General features: G+C 70.9%; 20 protein-coding genes and 1 pseudogene. 20 read left to right on the top strand and 1 reads right to left on the bottom strand.

Annotation, left to right across the window (positions count from 1 at the left end; genetic code table 11):
• Positions 1-61: 61 nt before the first annotated feature.
• From VQ02_RS40005 to VQ02_RS11780, 20 genes and pseudogenes are all read left to right on the top strand, one after another.
• Positions 62-211, top strand: a pseudogene (locus VQ02_RS40005) (IS3 family transposase); the annotation flags it as partial.
• A 508-nt stretch (positions 212-719) separates the two neighbouring features.
• A complete protein-coding gene (locus tag VQ02_RS11690) occupies positions 720-1,895 on the top strand; it encodes an ABC transporter substrate-binding protein (RefSeq protein ID WP_048444369.1) in 1,176 nt (391 codons plus the stop codon).
• A 14-nt stretch (positions 1,896-1,909) separates the two neighbouring features.
• The gene (locus VQ02_RS11695) at positions 1,910-2,776 is read left to right on the top strand and encodes a branched-chain amino acid ABC transporter permease (protein WP_048444370.1); all 867 of its coding nucleotides are present in this window, start codon (positions 1,910-1,912) and stop codon (positions 2,774-2,776) included.
• A complete protein-coding gene (locus VQ02_RS11700; protein WP_048444371.1) occupies positions 2,773-3,825 on the top strand; it encodes a branched-chain amino acid ABC transporter permease in 1,053 nt (350 codons plus the stop codon). Before VQ02_RS11695 ends, VQ02_RS11700 begins: the two co-directional genes overlap by 4 nt.
• Positions 3,822-4,589 (top strand): ABC transporter ATP-binding protein, encoded by a 768-nt coding sequence (locus VQ02_RS11705; protein ID WP_048444372.1) that lies wholly within the window; start codon positions 3,822-3,824, stop codon positions 4,587-4,589. Before VQ02_RS11700 ends, VQ02_RS11705 begins: the two co-directional genes overlap by 4 nt.
• Positions 4,573-5,265, top strand: a complete 693-nt coding sequence (locus VQ02_RS11710; RefSeq protein ID WP_048444373.1) for an ABC transporter ATP-binding protein — start codon at positions 4,573-4,575, stop codon at positions 5,263-5,265. Before VQ02_RS11705 ends, VQ02_RS11710 begins: the two co-directional genes overlap by 17 nt.
• A gap of 41 nt (positions 5,266-5,306) precedes the next feature.
• Complete coding sequence (locus tag VQ02_RS11715; RefSeq protein WP_245239703.1) at positions 5,307-6,443, top strand: CaiB/BaiF CoA transferase family protein; 1,137 nt, start codon at positions 5,307-5,309, stop codon at positions 6,441-6,443.
• Positions 6,440-7,234, top strand: coding sequence for an enoyl-CoA hydratase/isomerase family protein (locus VQ02_RS11720; protein WP_048444375.1), 795 nt, complete (start codon positions 6,440-6,442; stop codon positions 7,232-7,234). The genes VQ02_RS11715 and VQ02_RS11720 overlap by 4 nt, the downstream gene beginning before the upstream one ends.
• Positions 7,235-7,237: 3 nt before the next feature.
• Positions 7,238-8,191, top strand: coding sequence for a hydroxymethylglutaryl-CoA lyase (locus VQ02_RS11725; protein WP_048444376.1), 954 nt, complete (start codon positions 7,238-7,240; stop codon positions 8,189-8,191).
• 8 nt (positions 8,192-8,199) lie between these two features.
• Complete coding sequence (locus tag VQ02_RS11730) at positions 8,200-9,378, top strand: acyl-CoA dehydrogenase family protein (RefSeq protein WP_048444377.1); 1,179 nt, start codon at positions 8,200-8,202, stop codon at positions 9,376-9,378.
• 7 nt (positions 9,379-9,385) lie between these two features.
• Positions 9,386-10,741 carry an MmgE/PrpD family protein gene (locus tag VQ02_RS11735; protein ID WP_048444378.1) on the top strand — a complete coding sequence of 452 codons (1,356 nt, stop codon included), beginning with the start codon at positions 9,386-9,388 and terminating at the stop codon, positions 10,739-10,741.
• A gap of 192 nt (positions 10,742-10,933) precedes the next feature.
• Complete coding sequence (locus VQ02_RS11740) at positions 10,934-11,821, top strand: MBL fold metallo-hydrolase (RefSeq protein ID WP_048444379.1); 888 nt, start codon at positions 10,934-10,936, stop codon at positions 11,819-11,821.
• Positions 11,818-12,876 carry a LacI family DNA-binding transcriptional regulator gene (locus VQ02_RS11745; RefSeq protein WP_048444380.1) on the top strand — a complete coding sequence of 353 codons (1,059 nt, stop codon included), beginning with the start codon at positions 11,818-11,820 and terminating at the stop codon, positions 12,874-12,876. Before VQ02_RS11740 ends, VQ02_RS11745 begins: the two co-directional genes overlap by 4 nt.
• A gap of 86 nt (positions 12,877-12,962) precedes the next feature.
• Positions 12,963-14,171 (top strand): NADH:flavin oxidoreductase/NADH oxidase, encoded by a 1,209-nt coding sequence (locus tag VQ02_RS11750; protein WP_048444381.1) that lies wholly within the window; start codon positions 12,963-12,965, stop codon positions 14,169-14,171.
• 26 nt (positions 14,172-14,197) lie between these two features.
• Positions 14,198-14,953 carry an aspartate/glutamate racemase family protein gene (locus tag VQ02_RS38135; protein ID WP_048444382.1) on the top strand — a complete coding sequence of 252 codons (756 nt, stop codon included), beginning with the start codon at positions 14,198-14,200 and terminating at the stop codon, positions 14,951-14,953.
• A 32-nt stretch (positions 14,954-14,985) separates the two neighbouring features.
• A complete protein-coding gene (locus VQ02_RS38140; protein WP_053080342.1) occupies positions 14,986-16,362 on the top strand; it encodes an MmgE/PrpD family protein in 1,377 nt (458 codons plus the stop codon).
• Positions 16,359-17,573 (top strand): NADH:flavin oxidoreductase/NADH oxidase, encoded by a 1,215-nt coding sequence (locus tag VQ02_RS11765; protein WP_048444383.1) that lies wholly within the window; start codon positions 16,359-16,361, stop codon positions 17,571-17,573. Before VQ02_RS38140 ends, VQ02_RS11765 begins: the two co-directional genes overlap by 4 nt.
• A gap of 13 nt (positions 17,574-17,586) precedes the next feature.
• Positions 17,587-19,146, top strand: a complete 1,560-nt coding sequence (locus tag VQ02_RS11770; protein ID WP_048444384.1) for a class I adenylate-forming enzyme family protein — start codon at positions 17,587-17,589, stop codon at positions 19,144-19,146.
• Positions 19,143-20,060, top strand: a complete 918-nt coding sequence (locus tag VQ02_RS11775; RefSeq protein ID WP_048444385.1) for an MBL fold metallo-hydrolase — start codon at positions 19,143-19,145, stop codon at positions 20,058-20,060. Before VQ02_RS11770 ends, VQ02_RS11775 begins: the two co-directional genes overlap by 4 nt.
• Positions 20,061-20,121: 61 nt before the next feature.
• The gene (locus VQ02_RS11780; RefSeq protein ID WP_048444386.1) at positions 20,122-21,105 is read left to right on the top strand and encodes an NAD(P)H-quinone oxidoreductase; all 984 of its coding nucleotides are present in this window, start codon (positions 20,122-20,124) and stop codon (positions 21,103-21,105) included.
• 114 nt (positions 21,106-21,219) lie between these two features.
• On the opposite strand, the gene VQ02_RS11785 is transcribed toward VQ02_RS11780, so the two are convergent.
• A complete protein-coding gene (locus VQ02_RS11785; protein ID WP_048444387.1) occupies positions 21,220-22,203 on the bottom strand; it encodes a GlxA family transcriptional regulator in 984 nt (327 codons plus the stop codon).
• Positions 22,204-22,409 lie beyond the last annotated feature (206 nt).

The following is a 22,409-nucleotide window of genomic DNA, read 5'->3' on the forward strand; positions in this document are numbered from 1 at the left end:
TTTTCACACAGCCTCCACCCTCAGCAGCCTTTCATGCGGTCAGGCTGATGGGGCTCGGACCCTCGACCAGGGGATCGTCTCCTCGCTCAAGGAATCGTGAGCGGTGATCCGTCCCCGGCAGAACACGGACAACCGCGTGAGGCCACACTCGTCCTTGGGCCATCGGCCGCCCGCACCCGTCACCGTCCCGGATCGGGCCGTCCGGCGACCACCATGCAGGAGCCTCTCGTTCGGCCCGGTCCAAAATACCGGTCGTGTCGAATACACTCGCGGCGAGAGTGCGAGCCCCTGGATTGCCGACGGGTGTCGCTCGTTCTGCTGCACGATGTTGAAAGCGCGAGCTGCATTAACTCCGCCGGTCCGGCGAGTTCCAGTCGATGCTTGTCGACGTCTCGACGACGGACGTCCCTTCCGTCGCCGTCAGCATGGCCCTGCCGGTTTTCATGAAACGTTTCAAAAAACGGCCAGGCTTTGCAATGTTTACTTTGCTTTCGCGGCGCATGAGAGCTGACGATTTGGGGCCCGGGCCACACCGCGAATGATGTGCGCCGAGGAAATCCGCCGGACGGAGCGACGCGCGCCATTCCAGATTTTTGAAACGTTTCATTGACAGAGCCTGCACCCCGCCCCTAGGATGCCTCACGATCCGGACGAGAGGCACGAAGAGGCCTTCTGGCGGCTCGAGTCGGCGCTCGAGGGAGCGCTGCACGGGAGGAGACATGATGGCGTTTCGCGCTCGGCGCGCCGTGATCGGCGCATTGCTGGCATCCGTCACGTTCTGCGGTGCGGTATCGGCGTGTGAACTGAAGATCGGCGCACCGGCCGTCCTGTCGGGCCCGGCCGCCCAATGGGGGATCGCCCTGCGGGGGGCGCTCGAGTTCGTCGCCAAGGAGACGGCGCAGGAGCGCCGGCTCGTGATCGGCGGCAAGCCTTGCACCGTCTCGGTGAAGGCGATCGACTCCAAGTACACCGCCGAGGGAGCCGCCTCGGCCATGAACGCGCTGGCCGCCGAGGGCATCAACGTGATCGTCGGCCCCGTCGGCTCGCCCGAGGTGACCGGGATGAAGCCCGTGGCCCTCCGCAACCGCATGGTCGCGATGGTCAACAGCTTTGCCAGGGATTCGATCGGCCCGCGCTGGCCGAACGTCTTCCACATCGGCCCGGGCCCGTCGGGATGGGCCGGCCCGATCATCGACGAGGGACGCAAGCACTTCAACTTCTCCTCTGTCGGCATCGTCGCCCCGAACGATCAAGGCGGCACGGACGTCGCAGGCGTCAATGCCGAGATCTTCAAGAAGAAGGGCGTGACCGTCGTCGAGGAATACTACCAGCGCGGCACGACCAACTTCGCGCCGATCGTCACGCGCGTGCTCCGCTCCAGTCCCGGTGCGATCGACCTCGCGTCCTCGCCCGCGGGCGACGCCGGCATCATCATCAAGCAGTTGCGCCAGGCCGGCTTCAACGGGCCGATCTTTCGCCTCGGCGGCCCGGGCTTCGAGGAGATCGCCCGCGTGGCCGGCGGCGTCGAGGTGTTGAAGGACTTCCTCTGGTACGAGCCCGTTGCGATGGATGAGGGCCTGCGCGCGCTCGAGAAGAAGCACCAGGAACTGATGGGCAGCCCGCGCCCGGAGAACGCCGACTTCTTCCGTTGGGTGTTCGCGGCGCGGATGATGGTCAAGGCCGCGCAGGCCGCCCAGTCGGTCGACAAGCCGCAGGCGATCGCCGACGCCATGCGCAAGCTGCCGGTCGAGGACGAGAACATCGGCAAGGGATACTGGATCGGTCAGCAGTTCTTCGGGATCAACCAGGAGATGTCCTACCCGTTCGCGATCGGACAGGTCAGGGGCGGCAAGGTCCAGGACTACATCCGCGCGGACGCCGTCAAAGAAGACTGATCGTCGGAGGAACGATGGACAACCTCATTGCGACGGGGCTGATCGGGATCAGCCTCGGATCCCAGTACGCGCTCCTGGCGCTCGGCTTCACCTTGATCTTCGGCATCCTCGGCGTCGTCAACTTCGCCCATGGCGGCTTCTACGTGATGGGCGGCTACGTCGCCTATTACTGCTCCGTCGTGCTCGGGCTGCCCTTCCCGGTCGCCGTGCTCGCCGCGGCGATCGCCACGGCGGCCCTGGGCTGGCTGTTCGAGACGGTCATCCTCGAGCGCGTGATCGAGGACCATCAGGCGACCCTCATGGTCACCATGGGGTTCTACCTCGTCATGGCGACCGCGATCCTTCTCGTCTTCGGTCCGGAATCGCCCGAGTTCTCGTTCCCGATCACCGGTGTGTGGCGCGCGGGCGGTGCCTACGTCCCCTACGCGAACATGGTCGTCATCGGCGTCTGCCTCGCGGCGATCGTCTCGGTCTACTGGCTCATCTACCGCTCCGGCATCGGGCGCGCGATGCGCGCCATGGCGGAGGACCGGGCGGTGGCGAGCGCGCTCGGGATGCGCACGCGGGCGCTGTTCCCCTTCGCCTTCGCGCTTGCCACGGGCCTCGCCGGCCTGACGGGCGCGCTCGTCACGCCCATTCTGGCGCTCGCCCCCCATGTCGGCGACCCGGTGCTCGCCTTCTCGTTCCTCACCGTCATCCTCGGGGGGCTCGGAAGCGTCGCCGGGGCGACGGTCGCCGCCTTCATCGTCGGCATGGTCGAGGCCTACGCCGCCGTCTACCTCGGCGGCTCGAAGGGGGCGCTCGCGCTCTTCGTCCTCGTCCTCCTCATCCTCGTGGTTCGCCCGCAGGGTCTTCTCGGCAGGGAGGTGCGGCGGGCATGAGCGACCGGGCAGCAGTCACGCGCCTCCCGCAGGCGCGCCGTCCCGCCCTCCTGGGCGGCTACGAATGGGCAACGCTCTGCGTGGTCGGGCTCGCCTTCGCGGTGCCGGTGCTCACCCGCAACCCGCAGATCCTCTCGCAGACGAACCTGATCCTCATCGCGGCCACCGCCTCGCTGGGCGTCTACATCATGCTGCGAATGGACCTGATGAGCTTCGCCGTGCCGGCGTTCATGGCGATTGGCGGCTACACGGTCGCCCTGCTCAGCCTGCGGCTCGGCGTCACCGACGCCATCCTGCTCGGGGTCGCCGCCTTCGCCATGCCGGCGCTGTGCGCCATCCCGCTCGGCTGGCTGATCCTGCGCTTGAAGGGGGTCTACTTCGTCCTCGTCACCTTCGTGCTGACGGAGATCGTCCAGCTCCTCCTGTTCGAGGCGACGCCCTTGACCGGCGGCTCCAACGGCCTCGTGGGGATGCCGGCGGTGACCCTCTTCGGCATCGAGCTGATGGACAACAGCCAGGTGCTGCTGACCACGGCCGGCCTCGCCTTCGCCGGCTTCACGATCACCGCGCTCTTCACCCGGTACTTCCGCTACGAGTTCGCGGCGATCGAGAAGAACGACGTGCTCGCCGAGAGCCTCGGCCTGGCCTGCTGGCGCTACAAGGCGCTGGCCTTCTCGGTCGCGGCCGGGGTCTCGGGCCTCGCCGGCTTCGCGCTGGTGAACATGCTGCTCACGGCGCACCCGACGTCCTTCGCGCCGATGTCCTCGGTGAACTACATCACCTACACCATCGTGGGCGGAAAGGGCGCGATCCTCGGCACGCTCGGCGGCGCCGCGCTCCTCGTGACGGCGACCGACCTCTTCGCCCTGAAGGGCGAGCTATCCCCGGGCCTGTTCGGGCTCCTGATCATCGTCGTCACGCTGGTGGCGCGGGGCGGCATCATCGGGCTCGCCTCGAAGGCCGTGGGGCGCCTGCGGCGGGCGCTCCCGGGGGCGGCCGCCCCGGTCTCCACCATCGCCGCGGTTCCGGCGCGGGGGGTGAAGTCGTGAGCGCGCACCCGACCATTCCCGCCGACGCCCTGCGCGCCGACGGCATCTCGAAGGCGTTCGGCGGCCTCAAGGTCTTCCACGACGTGAGCTTCACGCTGCCGCCGGCCGGCCTCCTCGGGGTCATCGGCCCCAACGGGGCGGGCAAGACGACGATGATCAACATCATGTCCGGCCGGCTGCCGCTGAGTTCGGGCAGGGTCATGCTCGGCGACACGCGAATCGACGGCCGTCCCGTCTACGCGAATGCGGGGCAGGGGCTGGTCCGCAGCTTCCAGCAGACCGCGATCTTCGCCGGCTCCAGCGTCGAGGACAACCTGATCGCGGCCCTGCGCTTCGCCAAGCGCGACCGCGCGGTGCTCGAGCGCCTGGCGCCCCTGCTCGACCGGTTCGGGCTCCTCGAGTGCTGGGGACGCCACGCCGAGGTGCTGCCTTACGGCCTCCAGAAGATGCTCGGCCTGACCATGGCGCTGGCGACGCAGCCGAAGATGCTGCTGCTCGACGAACCGGCCGCCGGGCTCGAGAAGTCCGAGCGCTCCAACATCGACGCCTACGTGGACTTCGCGCAGCGCGAGTTCGAGTGCGGCATCCTGCTCGTCGAGCACGACATGGACCTGATCCGGCGCCTGTGCCCGCAGGTGATCGTTCTCGACGGCGGCCGCCTGATCGCGGCCGGGCCGCCGGCCGAGGTCCTGAGCCGCAAGGATGTGATCGACGCCTATCTCGGTGGCGCCGAGGAGGAGGACGACGATGCTCAGCATTCGTGATCTCCACGTCTCCTACGGCGGCACCCGCGCCGTGGATGGGATCGACCTCGACGTCGGCGCCGGGGAAACCGTCCTGCTGATCGGCGCGAACGGCGCCGGCAAGTCGAGCCTGATCAACGCCGTGATCGGACTCGTCCGCACCGCCCGCGGCCGCATCACCTTCGAGGGCCGGGACATCGCCAGGCTGCCGAGCGACGCCCGCGCCCGCTTCGGGATCGGCTACTCGCCCGAGGGGCGGCGCGTCTTCCCGAGCATGAGCGTCAAGGACAACGTGCTGTCCGGAGCGGTGCGCCTGGCGCCGCGCGAGCAGGGGCGTCGCTGGGACGGGCTCGTGGCGTCGTTCCCCTTCCTGGCCGAGCGGCAGGCCCAGGCGGCGGGGGAGCTGTCGGGCGGCCAGCAGCAGCTCGTCGCCATCGCCCGCGCGATGAGCGGGGCGCCGAAGCTGCTCCTGCTCGACGAGCCGTTCCTCGGCCTCGCGCCGGTCTGGATCCAGCAGATCTCTGCGGCGGTCCGGCGGATGCAGGACGAGGGGATCGCGGTGCTGATGACGGAGCAGATGGCCCGTCCCGCGCTGCGCATCGCCCAGTACGGGCACGTGATGCGCTCCGGCCAGATCCGGCGTTCGGGCCGGACGGAGGAGATCAGGGGAGCCGCGCTCGCCGAGGAGTACCTGTGACCCCGGCTCCGGTTTCCCACCATCCGATGAGGAGAAGCGATTTGCAGCGTACCGCACCACTCGGCGGTCTGACCGTTCTCGAGCTCGGCCACTCGGTGGCCGCGCCCTATGCCGGCCTGATCCTGGCCGAGCTCGGCGCGCGGGTGATCAAGGTCGAGAACCCGGCGACCGGCGACTACGCCCGCGGCTGGGGGCCCCCCTTCCTCGGCGACGACGCCACCGTCTTCCACGCCCTCAACCGCTCCAAGGAGAGCGTGACGCTCGACTTCTCGGACCCGGCGCAGAGAGCCGCGCTGAAGCGCCTGATCCTGGAATCGGACGCCGTCATCCAGAACCTCCGGCCCGGCCTCCTCGAGAAGTTCGGCCTCGAGGCGGACGCGATGCGCCGGGAGAAGCCGGAGCTGATCTGGTGCGACATCGGCGCCTTCGGCAGCTCGGGCCCGCTGGCGCGCAAGCCCGGCTACGACCCGCTCGCCCAGGCGAGCTCGGGGATCATGTCGATCACCGGCGAGGCCGACCGGGCGCCGGTCCGCGTCGGCGTGTCCCTGGTGGACATGGGGGCCGGCATGTGGACCGTCATCGGCCTCCTCGCCGCGCTCTGCGAGCGCGGCGCGACCGGGACCGGCGCCCGGGTGTCGACCTCGCTCTTCGAGACCGGGCTCGCCTGGATGACGATCCCGCTCGCTGCGCACGCCGTCTCGGGCGAGGTGCGCAAGCCGCAGGGATCGGGCCTGGCCGAGATCGTCCCCTACCAGGCCTTCGAGGCGAGCGACGGCTGGGTGATGATCGCGGCGGGCAACGACAAGCTCTTCGCGCGGCTGTGCGAGGCGATCCCGGGGCTCGCGGAGGTCGGGCACGACCCCCGCTTCGCGCGAAACCGCGAGCGGGTGCTCCTGCGAGACGAGCTCGTACCGCGGATCGCGGCCGCCATCCGCGGCATGAGCGCGGCGGCCCTCGGCGCCGCCCTCGACGCCGCCCAGGTGCCGAACTGCCCGCTGCTCAGCATCGATCAGGTCTGGGCCCACCCGCAGACGCAGGCCGTCGGCATCCTCACCGAAGGGGCGGGCCACAGGTGGGTCGGGCTGCCGATCACGATCGACGACGTCCGCCCCACCTCGGGTGGGGCGGCGCCGGCCCTCGGCGCCCACAACGCAAGCCTTCTGCAGGATCACGGATGAACGCCACCTTCGAGACTCTCGGGCTGGAGCGGATCGACGACCACCTGCTCCTGGTCCGGCTGAACCGGCCGCAGGCGGCCAACGCGATGAACACCCGCATGGGCGAGGAGCTCCTCGACCTCTTCGAGCGGTTCCAGCTCGAGACGGACGGCGTGCGGGCGATCGTCGTCACCGGCGCCGGCGAGAAGGCCTTCTGCGCCGGGGGCGACCTCAAGGAGCGCAACGGCATGACCGATGCGCAGTGGCTGCGCCAGCACGCCATGTTCGAGCGGATGCTGCGCGCGGTCGTCGCCTGTCCGGTGCCCCTGATCGGCGCGATCAACGGGGCGGCCTTCGGCGGGGGCTGCGAGCTCGCGGCGGCCCTGGATTTCACCTACGCGGCGGAGAGCGCGCGCTTCGCGCTGACCGAGGTGACGCTCGGGATCATGCCGGGGGCCGGCGGCACCCAGAACCTTCCGCGGGCGCTCGGCGAACGGCGTGCCAAGGAGATCATCCTGACGGGGCTGCCCTTCACCGCGCGGGAGGCCTGCGACTGGGGCCTCGTCAACCGCGTCCTGCCCCAGGGAGAGCTGCTGGAGGCCACCCTCGCCGTCGCGCGCCGGATCGCCGGCAACGCGCCGATCGCCGTGCGCCAGGCCAAGCAGTCGATCCACCGCGGCCTGCAGATGTCGCTCGCCGACGGGCTCGCCTTCGAGATCGAGTGCTACAACCGCATGGTCGCGACGCAGGACCGGCACGAGGGCGTGCGCGCCTTCAACGAGAAGCGCAAACCGCAGTTCCGGGGAGTGTAGCGCATGCCGGAACACGCGATCCTGCGCGAGGTCGGCCTGCGGGACGGCATCCAGATGGCGGCGCGCTTCCTGCCGACGGAGCGCAAGCGCGAATGGGCGCTGCGGCTGAAGGAGGCCGGACTGCGCGAGATCGAGCTGACCTCCTTCGTGCCCGCGAAGGTGGTGCCCCAGTTCGCCGACGCCGACGCGCTCGCGGCCGCCCTGCCGGAGCTCTCCGGCGTGACCGCCTCGGCCCTCGTGCCGAACCTGAAGGGCGCGGAGCGGGCGCTCGCCGCCGGCTTCACCCACGTCAACTACGTCCTGTCGATCTCGGAGGCCCACAGCCGGTCCAACGTGCGCCGCTCGACCGACGAGGCGATCGCGGAGTTCGAGCGGATCGTCGCCCTGAAGCGGACGCAGGACGGCCGCGGCCTCGTGCTCGGCGTGGGGCTCGCCACGAGCTTCGGGTGCACGCTCCAGGGGCACGTCGATCCGGACCGGGTGTTCGAGGTCGCCGCGAAGGTGGCCGAGGGCGGCGCCGACGAGCTGATCGTCGCCGACACCGTCGGCTACGGCAACCCGGCCCAGGTCAAGACCCTTCTGCCGACGATCCTGGCCATCGCGGGGGAGCGGCGGGTGGTCTGCCACTTCCACGACACGCGCGGGCTCGGCCTCGCCAACGTCGCGGCGGCGCTCGATGCGGGCGTGCGCGCCTTCGACAGCTCGCTCGCCGGCCTCGGCGGCTGCCCCTTCGCGCCCGGCGCGACCGGCAACATCAACACCGAGGACGCCGCCTTCATGCTCGACAGCATGGGCTTTGCCACCGGCATCGACATCCCGGCGCTCCTCGCGCTGCGCCGCGACGTGGAGGGCTGGCTCGGCGACGAGCGCTACAGCGGCGCGATCGCCCGTGCCGGCCTCCCCAAGACCTACGCGACCGCCCCCCGGACGGCCGCAGCCCCCGCCCTCGCTTCGTGAGATCAGACATGAGCCAGCCAGACGTCACGCTCGATATCGGCAAGGACTATCCCGAGCTGCGCGATTCGGTCCGCCGGATCTGCGAGAAGTATCCGATGGAGTACTGGGCGAAGCTCGAGGAGGAATCGGGCTACCCGTCGGCCTTCGTGGCCGAGCTGACCGAGAGCGGGTTCCTCGCCGCCCTCATCCCGGAGGAGTACGGCGGCGCCGGCCTGCCGCTCAGGGCCGCGGCCGTCATCCTCGAGGAGATCAACGCCTGCGGCTGCGTGGCGAGCCCGGCCCACGCCCAGATGTACATCATGGGCACCCTCCTGCGGCACGGCTCGGAGGACCAGAAGCGCGAGTACCTGCCGAAGATCGCCTCGGGCGAGCTGCGGCTCCAGGCCTTCGGCGTGACCGAGCCGACCACCGGCTCGGACACCACCCAGCTCAAGACGCGGGCCGTGCGCGAGGGCAACGGCTACGTCATCAACGGGCAGAAGGTCTGGACCTCCCGCGCCCGCTACTCCGACCTGCTCCTGCTGCTCGCCCGCACGACGCCCATCGACCAGGTCCAGAAGAAGACGGACGGCATCTCCGTCTTCCTGATCGACCTGCGCGAGGCGCGCGGCAACGGGATCGACATCCGCCCGATCAAGGCGCTGATGAACCACAACACGACCGAGATGTTCATCGAGGACCTGCGCGTCCCGGCCTCCGCGCTGGTCGGCGAGGAGGGGAAGGGCTTCCGCTACATCCTCGACGGGATGAACGCCGAGCGCATCCTGGTCGCGTCCGAGTGCGTGGGCGACGGGCGCTACATGATCCAGCGGGCCGTGGCCTACGCCAACGAGCGCGTCGTGTTCAACCGGCCGATCGGCGCCAACCAGGGCATCCAGTTCCCGATCGCCCGCGCGCACGTGGCCCTCGAGGCCGCCGACCTCATGGCGCGCAAGGCCGCCGCCCTCTTCGACGCCGGGCAGCCCTGCGGATCGGAGGCCAACATGGCCAAGCTCCTCGCCTCCGAGGCGACCTGGAACGCGGCGGACACGGCGCTGCAGACGCATGGCGGCTTCGGCTACGCCACGGAGTACGGCATCGAGCGCAAGTGGCGCGAGTGCCGCATCTACCAGACCGCCCCGATCTCGACGAACCTCGTTCTGGCCTATGTCGGCCAGCACGTGCTCGGCATGCCGCGTTCCTACTGAGGTGGTCATGGACAGCGTCACCAGGAAGGCCGCCGATTTCGTCGCCCGCTTCGACGGTGCGGGTGCTCCGGCGCGCGCGCGGCACGCCGCGCGCATCGGCTTCGTCGATTGCGTCGGCGTGATGCTCGCCGGCGCGGGCGAGCCGGCCGTGCGGCTGGCCGCCACGATCGCCTCGCCCGTCCCCGGCAGCAACGAGGCGCCCGTGGCGGTCGACGGGCAGAGCTACGGCGCGGCGGAGGCCGCCTTCGTCAACGGCGTCGCCGCCCACGTCCTCGACTTCGACGACGTGGCGCTGGCGGGGCATCCGAGCACCGTCCTCGTGCCGGCGATCCTGGCCGAGGCCCACGCGCTCTCCGCCTCGGGCGAGGCTGCGATCGACGCCTATCTCGTCGGCTACGAGCTCTGGGCCCACCTCGCGGAACTCGAGCCCGGCCACCTGCACGACCGCGGCTTCCATCCGACGGCGGTGATGGGAACGCTCGCCTGCGCGGCCGCCGCCGCGCGGCTGCGGCGGCTCGGGCCCGAGGAGACCGCGCATGCGCTCGCCATCGCCGCGTCGCTGGCGGCCGGGCTCGTGGCGAATTTCGGCTCGATGACGAAATCGCTGCATGCCGGGCGCACGGCGCAGTCGGGCATCCAGGCCGCGCGGCTCGCGAGCGTCGGCTACACCGGCAGCCTCGATGCCCTCGAACATCGGACGGGGTTCCTGAGGGCCTTCTCCCCGTCCGGCGCGCCGGACCTCGATCCCGCCGCCTTCCGCATCGGCGAGGAGTGGCTGGTCGAGCGCTTCGGCGTGAACATCAAGCGGTACCCGACCTGCTACGCCACGCACCGGGCCATCGACGCGATGATCGACCTCGCGAGCGAGCACGACCTCGCGAGCGAGGCCGTCGAGACCATCCACGTCCATACCGGAGCCACCCAGCGCCTGATGCTGCGCAACACCCGGCCCAGGACCGGCCTCGAGGCGAAGTTCTCGATGGAGTTCGCGATGGCGAGCGCCCTCCTGGCGCGGCGGGTCGGTCTCGCGGAGCTCACCGACGGCTTCGTCGGCCGTCCCGACATCCAGGCGATGCTCGAGCGGGTCGACGTCACGGCGAGCGAGGAGAGCGCCGGGACCGACATGCCCATGGCGCCGCACGACCTCGTCTGGGTGACGCTGAAGGACGGCACGGTGCACCGCCACGCGCCGGTGGAGCACGCGCGCGGCTCCTGGCAGCGCCAGCTCGAGCGCGAGGAGCTCGAGGCGAAGTTCCGCGACTGCGCGGAGATCCGGCTGCCGCCCGAACGCGCCGCGAGGCTGTTCGCGACGCTCTGGGACATCGAGGCCATCGGCGACCTGCGGGACCTCACGCTGAACTAGAGCAGCGCCCGACCGCGTCGCGGCACACGACACCGGCGCACGCGCGTGCCGACACGCTCACGGCCTGTCGTGAGCCCCCTTTCCCGGACGACGGCAACGAAGTGGGCGGCGATCCGGGAAGGGGGAGTGGCTTACGACGAACCGTGAGACTGCCGGTACAGCAACTGCCACGGTCACGACACAGGGTGCACGATGAGCCTGCCAGACACGCAGATCCCCGGAGTCTACCACCGCCGCTTCGGCGACATCCTCGTCACGGCGCTGTCCGACGGCTACGTCGAGATGGGGTACGACATCTTCCGGGAGTTCTCGCGAGAGGACGTGGACCGGATGATGGCACGCGACCACCGGATCTCGCCGCCGCGGATCTCCGTGAACTGCTTCCTCCTGCGGGGTACGGCCGGCACGGTGCTGATCGATTGCGGCTCGCAGGACAAGTTCGGGCCGACCGCGGGCAAGCTCTTCGCGAACCTCGCGGCGGCCGGCGTCGCGCCGTCCGAGATCGGGCACGTGCTCCTCACCCACTGCCATCCCGACCATTCCTGCGGCCTGACGGACGCAGCGAGCGGCCGGCGGCTATTTCCGAACGCGACCGTGGTCGTGAACCGCAAGGAGATCGCGCACTGGTTCTCGGACGAGGCGATGGCGCGGGCCAATGCACGCCAGCGCGAGCGCTACTTCGGCTGGGCGCGCGAGCAGGTCGGGCCCTACCGGGCGGAGCATCTGCGCCTCGCCGATGACGGCGACGAGGTCCTGCCGGGCATCACGCTCGTCGAATGCGCCGGCCACACGCCGGGCCACTCGACCTACCTCCTGCGCTCGCAGGGGCGGCAGATGATCGTCTGGGGCGACCTCGCGCACGTTCCCGAGATCCAGGTCGCGCGCCCCGAGGTCTCGATGAGCTTCGACTACGACCCCGACACGGCGGCCGCGAACCGCATCGCGCTGCTGCGGCGCATCCACGACGAGGACATGCTGGTCGCGGGGATGCACATCCACTTCCCCGGCCTCGGCTACCTCGTGCGCGAGGGGACGGGCTACCGCGTCGCAACCGAGCAGTGGCAGTTCGAGATCCGATGAACGGGCATCGAGAGAAGGCGCCGAGGGTCCCCACCATCCGCGACGTCGCGAAGCTCGCCAACGTCTCGACGGGGACCGTGTCGCGGGTCGTGAACGACGCGTCCGACGTGAAGCCGGCGGTCCGCAAGGCGGTCGAGGAAGCGATCGCGGAGCTGGGCTACGTGCCCAACGCGGCGGCGAAGTCGATGCGGATGGGGCGCACCCGCACCGTCGGCTGCATCCTGCGCGAGATCAACATCGCCCAGCTCGGCGGCTTCGTCTCGACCGCGCAGAACGTTTTCAACGAAGCCGGCTACGCGCTCCTCATCTCGAACTCGGAGGGCCGGCGCGAGCGCGAGATCAAGCTCCTGCGCAGCTTCTCGAGCGGTCAGGTCGACGGCGTCCTGATGGGACCCTACACGCCGATCGAGGGCGAGATGGAGGAGATCCTCCGGGACCTGCCGGTTCCGCTCGTGATGATCGACCGGGACCAGCCGCCCTGGTGCGACGCCGTCTACGTCGATCACGAGGGCGGAACCCGCCTGGCGACGTCGCACCTCCTCGGCCTCGGCCATCGCCGGATCGCGCTCCTGACCGGCCCGATGGGGCTGCATCCCGCGGTCTCCCGCGTCCGCGGCTTCGAGCGCGCCCATGCCGAACGGGGAATCGCGCCCCTGCCGGACCTCGTCGTGTCCGGGAGCTTCCTGCGCGACCACGCCTACCGGGCGACCTCGGCGCTGCTCGGCCTGTCGCAGCGGCCGACGGCGATCATCGCCGGCGGCATCGACATGCTCTCGGGCGTCCTGCGGGCGATCCGGACGCACGGCCTCACGATCCCCGGCGACATCTCGGTGGTCGCCTCGGGGCGGAACGACCTCTCGGACCTGCACCAGCCGCCGATCGCGGTGGTCGGGTGGGAGCAGAGCGAGGTCGGGGCGACGGCCGCGTCGCTGCTCCTCGACCACATCATCCGGGGCAGCCGGGACGAGCCGCGTCGCGTCCTCATCCCGACGACCTTCGATCCGCAGGCGTCCTGCGCCCCGCCCCGCGGGCAAGAGGCGGCCGAAGGCCCGTAAGCCCCTCGCGGGCGGCGGGCACGACGACACGGCCGACGGGGCGCGGATCCCGTTCGGGCCAACACGACAATGGGGAGGGAAACGCAATGGGCTCCGACGTCAAACTGTTCTCCGGGTTCACCTTGCGTAGCGTCACGCTGAAGAACCGCGTCGTCATCTCGCCGATGGGCACCTACTCGGCGGAGAACGGCCGCCTCCAGCCCTTCCACCATACCCACTACGCCAACTTCGCCATGGGCGGCGCGGGCCTAGTGATGATCGAGCAGACCTCGATCACCCGGCGCGGGCGCGTGACCAACGGCGATCCGGGCCTGTGGGAGGACGGTCAGATCGGCGACATGCGCGCCCTCGTGAGCCACATCAAGAGCTACGGGGCCAAGGCCGGCATCCAGCTCAACCATGGCGGCCGGAAATCCTCCATGCAGCGCGCGTTTCGCGGCAACGGCCCGCTGACCGACCGCGACCTCGCGATGGGCGAGGAGGAATGGGTGCCGCTCGCGCCCTCGCCCCTGCCGCTCGGCGAGGGCTGGCGGACGCCGGAGGCGATCACCGGGGGTCAGCTCGAGGGTCTGCGCGACGCCTTCGCGGCGGCGGCGCGGCGCGCGGTGCTGGCGGGCTTCGATCTCATCGAGGTCCACATGGCGCACGGGTACCTGCTGCAGAACTTCCTCTCCCCGCTCGCCAACCAGCGCGACGACGACTACGGCGGCAGCCTCGAGAACCGCATGCGCTTCCCGCTGGAGGTGGTGCGCGCCGTCCGGGCGGTCGTGCCGTCCTCCATGCCGCTCTTCGCCCGCATCTCGGCCACCGACTGGATCGAGGGCGGCTGGACGATCGACGACAGCCTCATCCTCGCGCGCGCCCTGTCCGAGGCCGGGATCGACCTCGTGGACTGCTCGTCGGGCGGCAACCTGCGCGTCGGTGCGACCAATGCGAGCCTGGGGCGGGGACCGGGCTACCAGGTTCCGTTCGCCGAGCGCATCCGGGCGGAGACCGGCATCCCGACCGCGGCCGTCGGCATGATCCGCACGCCGGAATTCGCCGAGCGGATCCTGCAGGAGGGGCGGGCCGACCTGATCTGCATCGCCCGCCAGGCGCTGTTCGATCCGTTCTGGGCCCACCACGCGGCGGAGGCGCTCGGCGTCAACGACGGCTTCGCCGACTGGCCTCCGCAATACGGCTGGTGGCTGGAGAAGTGGGGCCGGGCGCTCTCCGCCAACGGTGAGCGGCCGATGGGGCCCGAGGTCTTCGCGCCCGCGACGACGCAAGCGCGTCGCGAGAGCTCCGCGGCCTGAGGATCGAGCGGGAACGGGAGAGCGGAATGCCCACGCGCATATGGCACCAATCCGTGAACGAGCTGAGCCGCATCGCGGCCTACAAGCGGGGCATCGAGGCCCATGCCCGGGCCTTCCTCAGCACGGAGGCCGAGATCCACGTGCAGGGCCTGCCCGAGGGAACCTACGGCGACCTCAGTCCGAGCGACGCGCTCGGCAACGCCCACCTCTACCATCGCGTGCTCGGACCGATCGTCGAGCAGGCCGTGGAGGCGGAGCGGCAGGGCTACGACGCCTTCGTGATCGGCTCGTTCAGCGAGCCCTACCTGCGCGAGATGCGCACCGCGGTCGACATCCCCGTCGTCTCCCTGACGGAGGCGTCGCTCCTCGTCGGCTGCTCGCTGGGCACGCGGATCGCGCTGATCTCCAACGCCCCGAACGTCGCCTACATGACGAAGCTCTCGGTGGCCAAGCACCACCTCGAGGCCCGAGTCCAGGCCGTCACCGCGCTGGATCCGGGGATGGACGAGTACGCGCTGATCGCGGCGCGCGACGACCCTTCGGCCCTGATCGAGGCCTTCACGCGGACGGCGCGCGCGCTGATCGCCGACGGGGCCGAGGTCATCGTGCCGGCCGAGGGCGTGATGGCCGAGATCTTCGCCAAGCAGGGCCTGCGCCGGATCGACCAGGCCGTGGTGCTCGACGTCTTCGCCGCCGCCTGGAGCCACGCCCTGTCCCTCGTGCGGCTGCGCCGGGGGCTCGGGCTCGAGGTCAGCCGGGCCTGGGCCTACAGCCGCGGCTGACGTCCGGCACAAGAATAAGGGGAGACACTGACATGACGCCAGCCGGACGCATCCTCGGCGACTATCTCGGAAGCTTCGCGTCGCGACCGCTCGCTCCGGACATCCGCGAGAAGGCGCTGATGTGCCTCATCGACACGCTCGGCCTGTCGCTCTCGGCGCGCGACGAGCCGACGACCCGGGCGGCGATCGCCCTCTCGCGGGCGCTTGCCCCCGACAGCGACGGCGCGGCATCGGCCTGGGCGTCCGGAATCCGCCTCGCCCCCAGCGAGGCGGCCTTCGCCAACGGGGTCGCGGCGCACGCGCATTTCCAGGACGACACCGACCACGATTCCTGGACGCATCCGGGTTCCCTCGTGCCGCCGGCCGTCGTCGCCCTGGCCGAGCGGGACGGGGCGAGCCTCGAATCCGCGCTCCGCGCCCTCGTCGCCGGCTACAGCACGATCAACTGGCTCGGACGCGACGAGGTCGTCGCGCGCCGGCTGATCGCCCGCGGATTCCGGACCAGCCCGACCCTCGGCACGATCGCCGCCGCGGCGGGCGCCGCCGTCGTGCTCGGCCTCGACGCGCAGCGCGCCGCCTCCGCGGTCTCGATCGCGGCGTCCACCACGGGGGGAACCCTCGAGCCCGTGCGGGCCGGCGCCGACGAGTGGCGCGTCCAGAACGGCCGGGCGGCACAGGGCGGGCTGATCGCGGCCTGCCTCGCCGCCGCCGGCGTCGTCGGCGCGCCGGAGGCCCTCGACGGTCCGAAGGGCTTCCTCGCGACCGTCGCCGGCATGGAGCGCGCGCCGGAGGTCTGGTCGACGCCGCCCGACCCGGCGGCGATGCGCGGGATCATGTGCAAGCCCTACGCGACGCTCGGCGATAACATGCCGGCCGCGATGGCGGCGCAGAAGCTTCACCGGGACGGGCTCGACCCCGCCGCGGTCGAGTCGATCGAGGTCACGCTCTGGGAGCCCTACACGGTCTATCCCGGCACGAACTTCAAGGGCCCGTACGAGCGGCTGGTGCAGACCCAGGCCAGCACCGCCTTCGCCGTCTCGGCGATGCTCTCGCGCGGGGACATCACCTACGAGATGGGCAACAGCCTGCGGGACGATCCGGTGATCCTCGGTCTCGTGCGGCGGACGACCGTGGTGCCGGACGCGGAGGGCGGGGCGCTCGACTCCCGCATCACCATCCGGATGAAGGACGGCTCCCGCCGCGAGGCCCATTCCTCGCAGATGCCGCGGGACCTGATCTTCCTGACGCGCGCGCGCACGCTCGACGTCTTCGACAGGCGCCTGACGGCGCTCGGCGCGGCCCCGGGCGCCGCCCACGCGCTCGGCGCACGGCTGTTCGACGAGCTCGACGGCGCCGGCAGCCTCGCGCTCGGCACCGTGCTCCACGACATCCTGGCGCTCGCGCGATGACGGTCTCCGCGACCGGCGAGGAGGGCGGGCGCGAGGGCCGGCCGCTCCTCTTCCAGCCCTTCACGATCCGCGGCGTGACGCTCAAGAACCGGATCGTCGTCTCGCCGATGGGCACCTACGCGGCCGAGGACGGCCGCCTGACGCCCTTCCAGTTCGCCCATTACCAGCGCATGGCGATGGGCGGCGCCGGCCTCGTGATCATGGAGCAGACCTTCGTCACGCGGTCGGGCCGGGTCAGCAACGGCGATCCGGGTCTCTGGGCCGACAGCCAGATCGAGCCGATGGCGAACCTCGTCGGCGAGATGAAGCGCTACGGCGCCAAGACGGCGATCCAGATCAGCCACGGCGGCCGCAAGGGCGGCCAGCAGCGCGCGCACGAGGGCAACGGCCCGATCGGCGAGCGCGACCTCGCCGCCGGAAGCGAGCCGCTCTATCCCATGGGCGCCTCGGCGGTGCCGCTCTCGGACGGCTGGCTCGTTCCGGTCGCGATGAACGAGGCGCAGATCGAGGGCGTGATCGAGGCCTACGTCGCCGGCGCGCGGCGCGCGGTCCTCGCCGGCTTCGACCTCCTCGAGCTGCATCTCGCCCACGGCTACCTCCTGCAGAGCTTCCTGTCCCCGATCGCGAACCATCGCACCGACCGCTGGGGCGGCTCGCTCGAGAACCGGATGCGGCTGCCCCTCACCGTCGTGCGGCGCCTGCGCGACATGCTTCCCGCCGCGATGCCGCTCTTCGCGCGCCTCTCGGTGACGGACTGGATGGAGGGCGGCTGGACGGAGGCGGACAGCGTCGTCCTCGCGCGGGAGCTGAAGGACGCGGGCGTCGACCTCATCGACTGCTCGTCCGGCGGCAACATGCGGGCTGGCGCGACGAACTCGAACCTCGCGCGGGGCCCCGGCTACCAGGTCGCGCTGTCCGACCGGCTGCGGCGGGAGGCGGGCATCCCCACGGCCGCCGTCGGCATGATCCGCACCCCGGCCCATGCCGAGCGGATCCTCCGGGAGGGGCGGTCGGACCTCGTCTGCATCGGGCGCCAGATGCTGTTCGACCCGTTCTGGGCCCACCACGCCGCCTGGGAGATGGGCGTGGAGCGGGACTTCGCGTCCTGGCCCGAGCCCTACGGCTGGTGGCTGGACAAGTGGGCGCGCGCGCTCGACGCGAACGGCGAGGATCCGCTCGGGCCGGAACGCTTCGCCGAGGCGGCGGGATGAGAGGGGGCACGGGATGAACTGGGGCAACGAGCTCGCGACGACCTACCAGCGCTACGGCGACCGGATCGGGATCGTCGACGCGGACGGGCCGCACCGGATCGCGGACGTGCTCGATGTCGCGGCGGGCATCGCGCGCCGCCTCGCGGGCCGCGGCCTCGGCCCGGGCGACTTCGTGGCGACGATCTTCCACAACTCGGCGCTCGCCGCATCGGCGAGCTACGCCGTCTCGCTCGCCGGGGCGACGGAGGTCCCCGTCAACCCGCTGCTGAGCTCCGACGAGGTCGCGCACGCCCTCGCCTGCACGGGCGCCAGGCTGATCCTAGTGGACGGCGCGGACCGGCTCCCGTTCGACCTCGACGTGCCTCGCGAGGACGTCCGCGGGATCGGGGCGCACCCCTTCGAGCCGGAAGGCTGGCCGGACGTCGATCCGGACGCCCCGAGCCGGATCGTCTTCACCAGCGGCACGACGGGCCCGGCCAAGGGCGCGATCCACACGCATCATGGCCGGTGGACCGGCACCCTGATGCTGCGCGCCTCCCTGCCCTTCGTGCCGGGCGGGGCGAACCGCGTCCTCCTGATGACGCCGTTCTCGCACGGCAGCTCGCTGCTCACCTTCGCCTACCTCGCGCAGGGGGCGAGCGTGCATCTCCTGCGCGGCGTCGACCCGGCTCTGGTGCTGCCGCTCCTGGCCTCCGGCGAGATCACCGAGGTCTTCGCCCCGCCGACGGTGCTCGCCAAGCTCCTCGATGCCTGGGCTCGCCCGGAGCATCGCGACCTCGTGCCGAAGCTGCGCACGATCCTGACCGGCACGGCGCCCCTGACGCCGCTCGCCTACCGCGGCGCCGTCGAGCGCTTCGGCGAGATCGTCCGCGTGACCTACGGCAAGAGCGAGATCTTCAACCCGATCACGGTCCTCGATCCCCCCGAGACCGCCGCGGCCTACGCCGAGGCGCCGGCGGAGGGGCTGTGCGTCGGCTGGCCGGCGACGGGCGTCCGGGTCGAGATCCGCGACGAGGCGGGCACCCGCCTCCCGCGCGGCGAGACCGGGGCGATCCACCTGATGAGCCCGCATCTCTCGGCCGGCTACATGACGCGCGAGGGCCGGAAGCTGCGGGCCGCCGACGAGTTCCACGACACCGGCGACATCGGCTTCGTGGACGCGCGCGGCCGTCTCTTCCTCGTCGCGCGGCAATCCGACATGATGAAGAGCGGCGGCTACAAGGTCTCGCCCGACGAGGTCGAGCGCGCCCTCGCGCCCCTCCTCCCGGATACGGAACTCGTCGTCCTCGGCACCCCGTCCGACTACTGGGGCGAGATCGTCACGCTCGTCGCGCAGCGTCCGCCCGATGACTGGCGCGCGCGCCTCGGCCCGGCACTGGACGCGATGACGTCCTACAAGCGGCCGCGCCTGTTCGCCGCCGTGGAGACGCTGCCGCGCAACGCGATCGGCAAGATCGCGCGGGCGCAACTCCGCCGCCGCCTGATGGAGACCCACGACCTCGTCGAGACGCCCAGGCCCGCTCTCGTCGCCAAGCCCGCCCTCGTCGCCGGGCCGGAAGGAGACGCGACATGACCCCCTTCTCCCAGGTGCCGGCGGTCTACCATCGCCTGGTGGGCGACGTTCTCGTGACCGCTTTGTGCGACGGCTACGTGGCCTACGACACGCTGGAGATCATGCGCGACGGCGATCACGCCAAGCTCGCGCGCTTCCTGCAGGACGACGGGAGGACAGTGCCGCCCGTGGTCTCGATCAACGCCTTCCTGATCCGCGACGGCACCCGCACCATCCTCGTCGATTGCGGCTCGGGCGACATCATGGGGCCGACCTGCGGCCACCTGCCCGGCCTCCTTCGAGGGCTCGGGATCGACCCTGGCGCGATCACCGACGTGCTGCTGACCCACGTCCATCCCGATCATTCGAACGGCCTCACGGATCCTGCGACGGGGCGCAAGCTGTTTCCGAACGCGCTGGTGCACGTCCATCAGGCGGAGATCGACCACTGGTTCGACGATGCGGCGAAGGCGGGGGCGACCGAGCGCCAGAAGCGGGTCTACTTCGATGCCGGGCGCGTCCAGCTCGGCCCCTACCTCGACGGCGCGGTCCGCCGGTTCTCGCACGAGCACGAGGCGCTCCCCGGCATCACGGCGGTCCCCTCGACCGGCCACACGCCGGGGCACACCTGCTACATCCTGCGGTCGCGCGGCGAGGCCATGATCGTCTGGGGCGACACCGTGCACGTCCCCGAGGTCCAGCTCGGCGATCCGGGCGTCGGCATGATCTTCGACACCGACAGCGCGGCGGGCGCGGTCTCGCGGCGGCGCATCCTGCAGCGCTGCGTCGAGGAGGATCTCCTGGTGGCGGGCATGCACATCCACTTCCCCGGCTTCGCCCGCATCCGGCCGGGCCATGTCGGCGCGTTCCGCTTCGTCCAGGAGCAGTGGTTCCACGCGCCGCATCCCGGCCGAGGCGCGTCCCTCGATCGCTGACGGGGCGCCCCACGGGCCCGACTTCCACCGCGGCTTTAAGGACAGCGCCGAGGACAAAGCCATGCCGACCATGAGCATCTGCCACGCCCCCGTGCCCGGCGGCCCGGACGCGCTGCGCTTCGAGCAGGCCGAGCGGCCACGCCCCGCGCCCCACGAGGTGCTGATCCGGATCGGTGCCGTCGGCGTCAACCGTCTCGACGCGATGCAGCGCGCCGGGCATTACCCGCTCCCGCCGGGAACGAACCCCGTGCTCGGCGTCGAGTGCGGCGGCACGGTCATGGAGGCGGGGGCGGAGGTCGACGGGATCGCCCCCGGGACGCGGGTTGCCGCGCTCCTGCCCGGCGGCGGATACGCGGACTACGCCGTGGCCGACCACCGCCACGTCGTCGCCGTGCCAGCCGACTGGGACGACGTGCGCGCGGCCTCCGTCATCGAGACCTTCTGCACGGCGCACGAAACCCTGTTCGAGCTGTCCCGCCTCGCCCGGGGCGAACGGGTGCTGATCCATGCCGGCGGCAGTGCGGTCGGCAGCACGGCGGTCCTGATGGCGAGAGCCGTCGGGGCGGAGATCGTGGCGACCGTCGGACGGGAGGACAAGGCGCGTCGCCTGCGCGAATGGGGGATCCCCCACGTCATCAACTACCGCAGCGTGGATTTCGCGGACGCCCTTCGCGAGATCCATCCCGACGGCATCGACGTGGTGGAGGATTTCATCGGGCCCGCCTATCTCGCCCGCCACGTCTCGCTCCTGCGCTGGCGCGGGCGGCTGGCCTTCGTCGGGCTCCTGAGCTCCGGCGCCTGCCAGCTCGACGTCGCCGCGGTGCTTCTCAAGATGCTGCAGCTTCGCGGCTTCACGCTCCGACCGCACTCGGCCGTCGAGAAGGCGGCCGTCGTCGAGCGCTTCCGGCAACGCTGGCTGCCGGAGCTGATCGGCGGCCGCATCACCCCGGCGATCCATGCCGTCCTGCCCTTCGCCCAGGCCGCAGAGGCTCATCGCATGCTGGAATCCGCCGACAACTTCGGGAAGATCGTGCTCAGGATCTGAGAGATTTCAGCACGACGAATTGCGAAATTGAATTTTCTCCTTAGAAAATCGATCGTGCCTTCACATCTCAGCGCGATGCACGGGAGAAGATGCCCGCAAATCCTGCTGCATCGTTCAACCATTCTTGGCATCAAACGGCTTGTCGTGAGCCGGTCGGCGCTCAGCGTTGAACCGTGCCCGGTAGGCCGTCGGGCTGATCCCGGTCAGCTTGCGGAAGCTTGATCTGAAGGTGACCGGTGACGCGAAGCCGCTGGCCAAGGCCACCTGGTCAACCGACGCGCCGTCGCTCTCCAGCAATTCCTGGCTCCGCCTGATCCGGGCCGAGAGGAACCACCGCATCGGCGTGGTCCCGGTCTGCTCCTGGAAGCGCCGGGCGAAGGTGCGCTCGCTCATGCCCGCATGGGTTGCCATGGCCGCGACGCTCAGGGGCCGGGCGACGTTCTTCAGCATCCATTCGAGCACGGGCGCGAGGCTCGCACTCGTGCGCGGCGGCTCGTGGCGGATGAACTGGGTTTGTCCGCCGTCCCGGTCGAGCGGGGCGACCGCGAGCCGGGCAGCATGGGCAGCCGCCGCCTGGCCGAGGTCGCGCCGCACGAGATGCAGGCACATGTCCAAGCCCGCCGAGGCACCGGCCGACGTGATGATGCGTCCCTCATCGACGAAGAGGGCGTTCGGATCCACGTCGATGGCAGGGTACCTCCCTGCGAGATCGCCGGCAGCGAGCCAGTGCGTGGTGGCGCGTCGTCCGTCCAGCAATCCGGTTGCGGCGAGCACGAAAGCCCCCGAGCAGATCGATGCGATCCGCGCGCCGGCTGCCCAGGCCTGCCGGATCGCCGTCACCACGACCGGTGCGACCGGCGTGGTCGGATCCTCGATGCCGGGGACGACGAGCGTGTCGACCGAGACGAGCGCGTCGAGGCCATAGGGGACCCGCAACCCGAACGGCCGCGCGCGGACCTCCGGCGCCTCGCCGCAGACCCGAACCTCGTAGAAAGGCGCGCCATTGGCCCCCGGGACGCGGTCGAAGACCGCGCAAGGGATCGACAGGTCGACAGGTACGACCCCGTGCAACGCCAACACGCCGACGACGTGCGCCATGACGCCGTTGCCCTCTGCTGCCCGCCACTCCCTACCAAACGGGGCGATTGGCAGGAAGCAATCGATCGATGTCGTTTCCGCCACTCACGGTGGTCCGACCTTGTCGGATACCCCGGTCTGGCAACCGACGCGGAGGCGCATCTTGGGCACGGATCGCTGGCAGACTGGATGGCGTCGTGGGCCCGACCGAGCGGGTTCGGCCGTCC

Origin of the sequence: Methylobacterium variabile, assembly GCF_001043975.1 — a bacterium.
Taxonomy (GTDB): Bacteria; Pseudomonadota; Alphaproteobacteria; order Rhizobiales; family Beijerinckiaceae; genus Methylobacterium; species Methylobacterium variabile.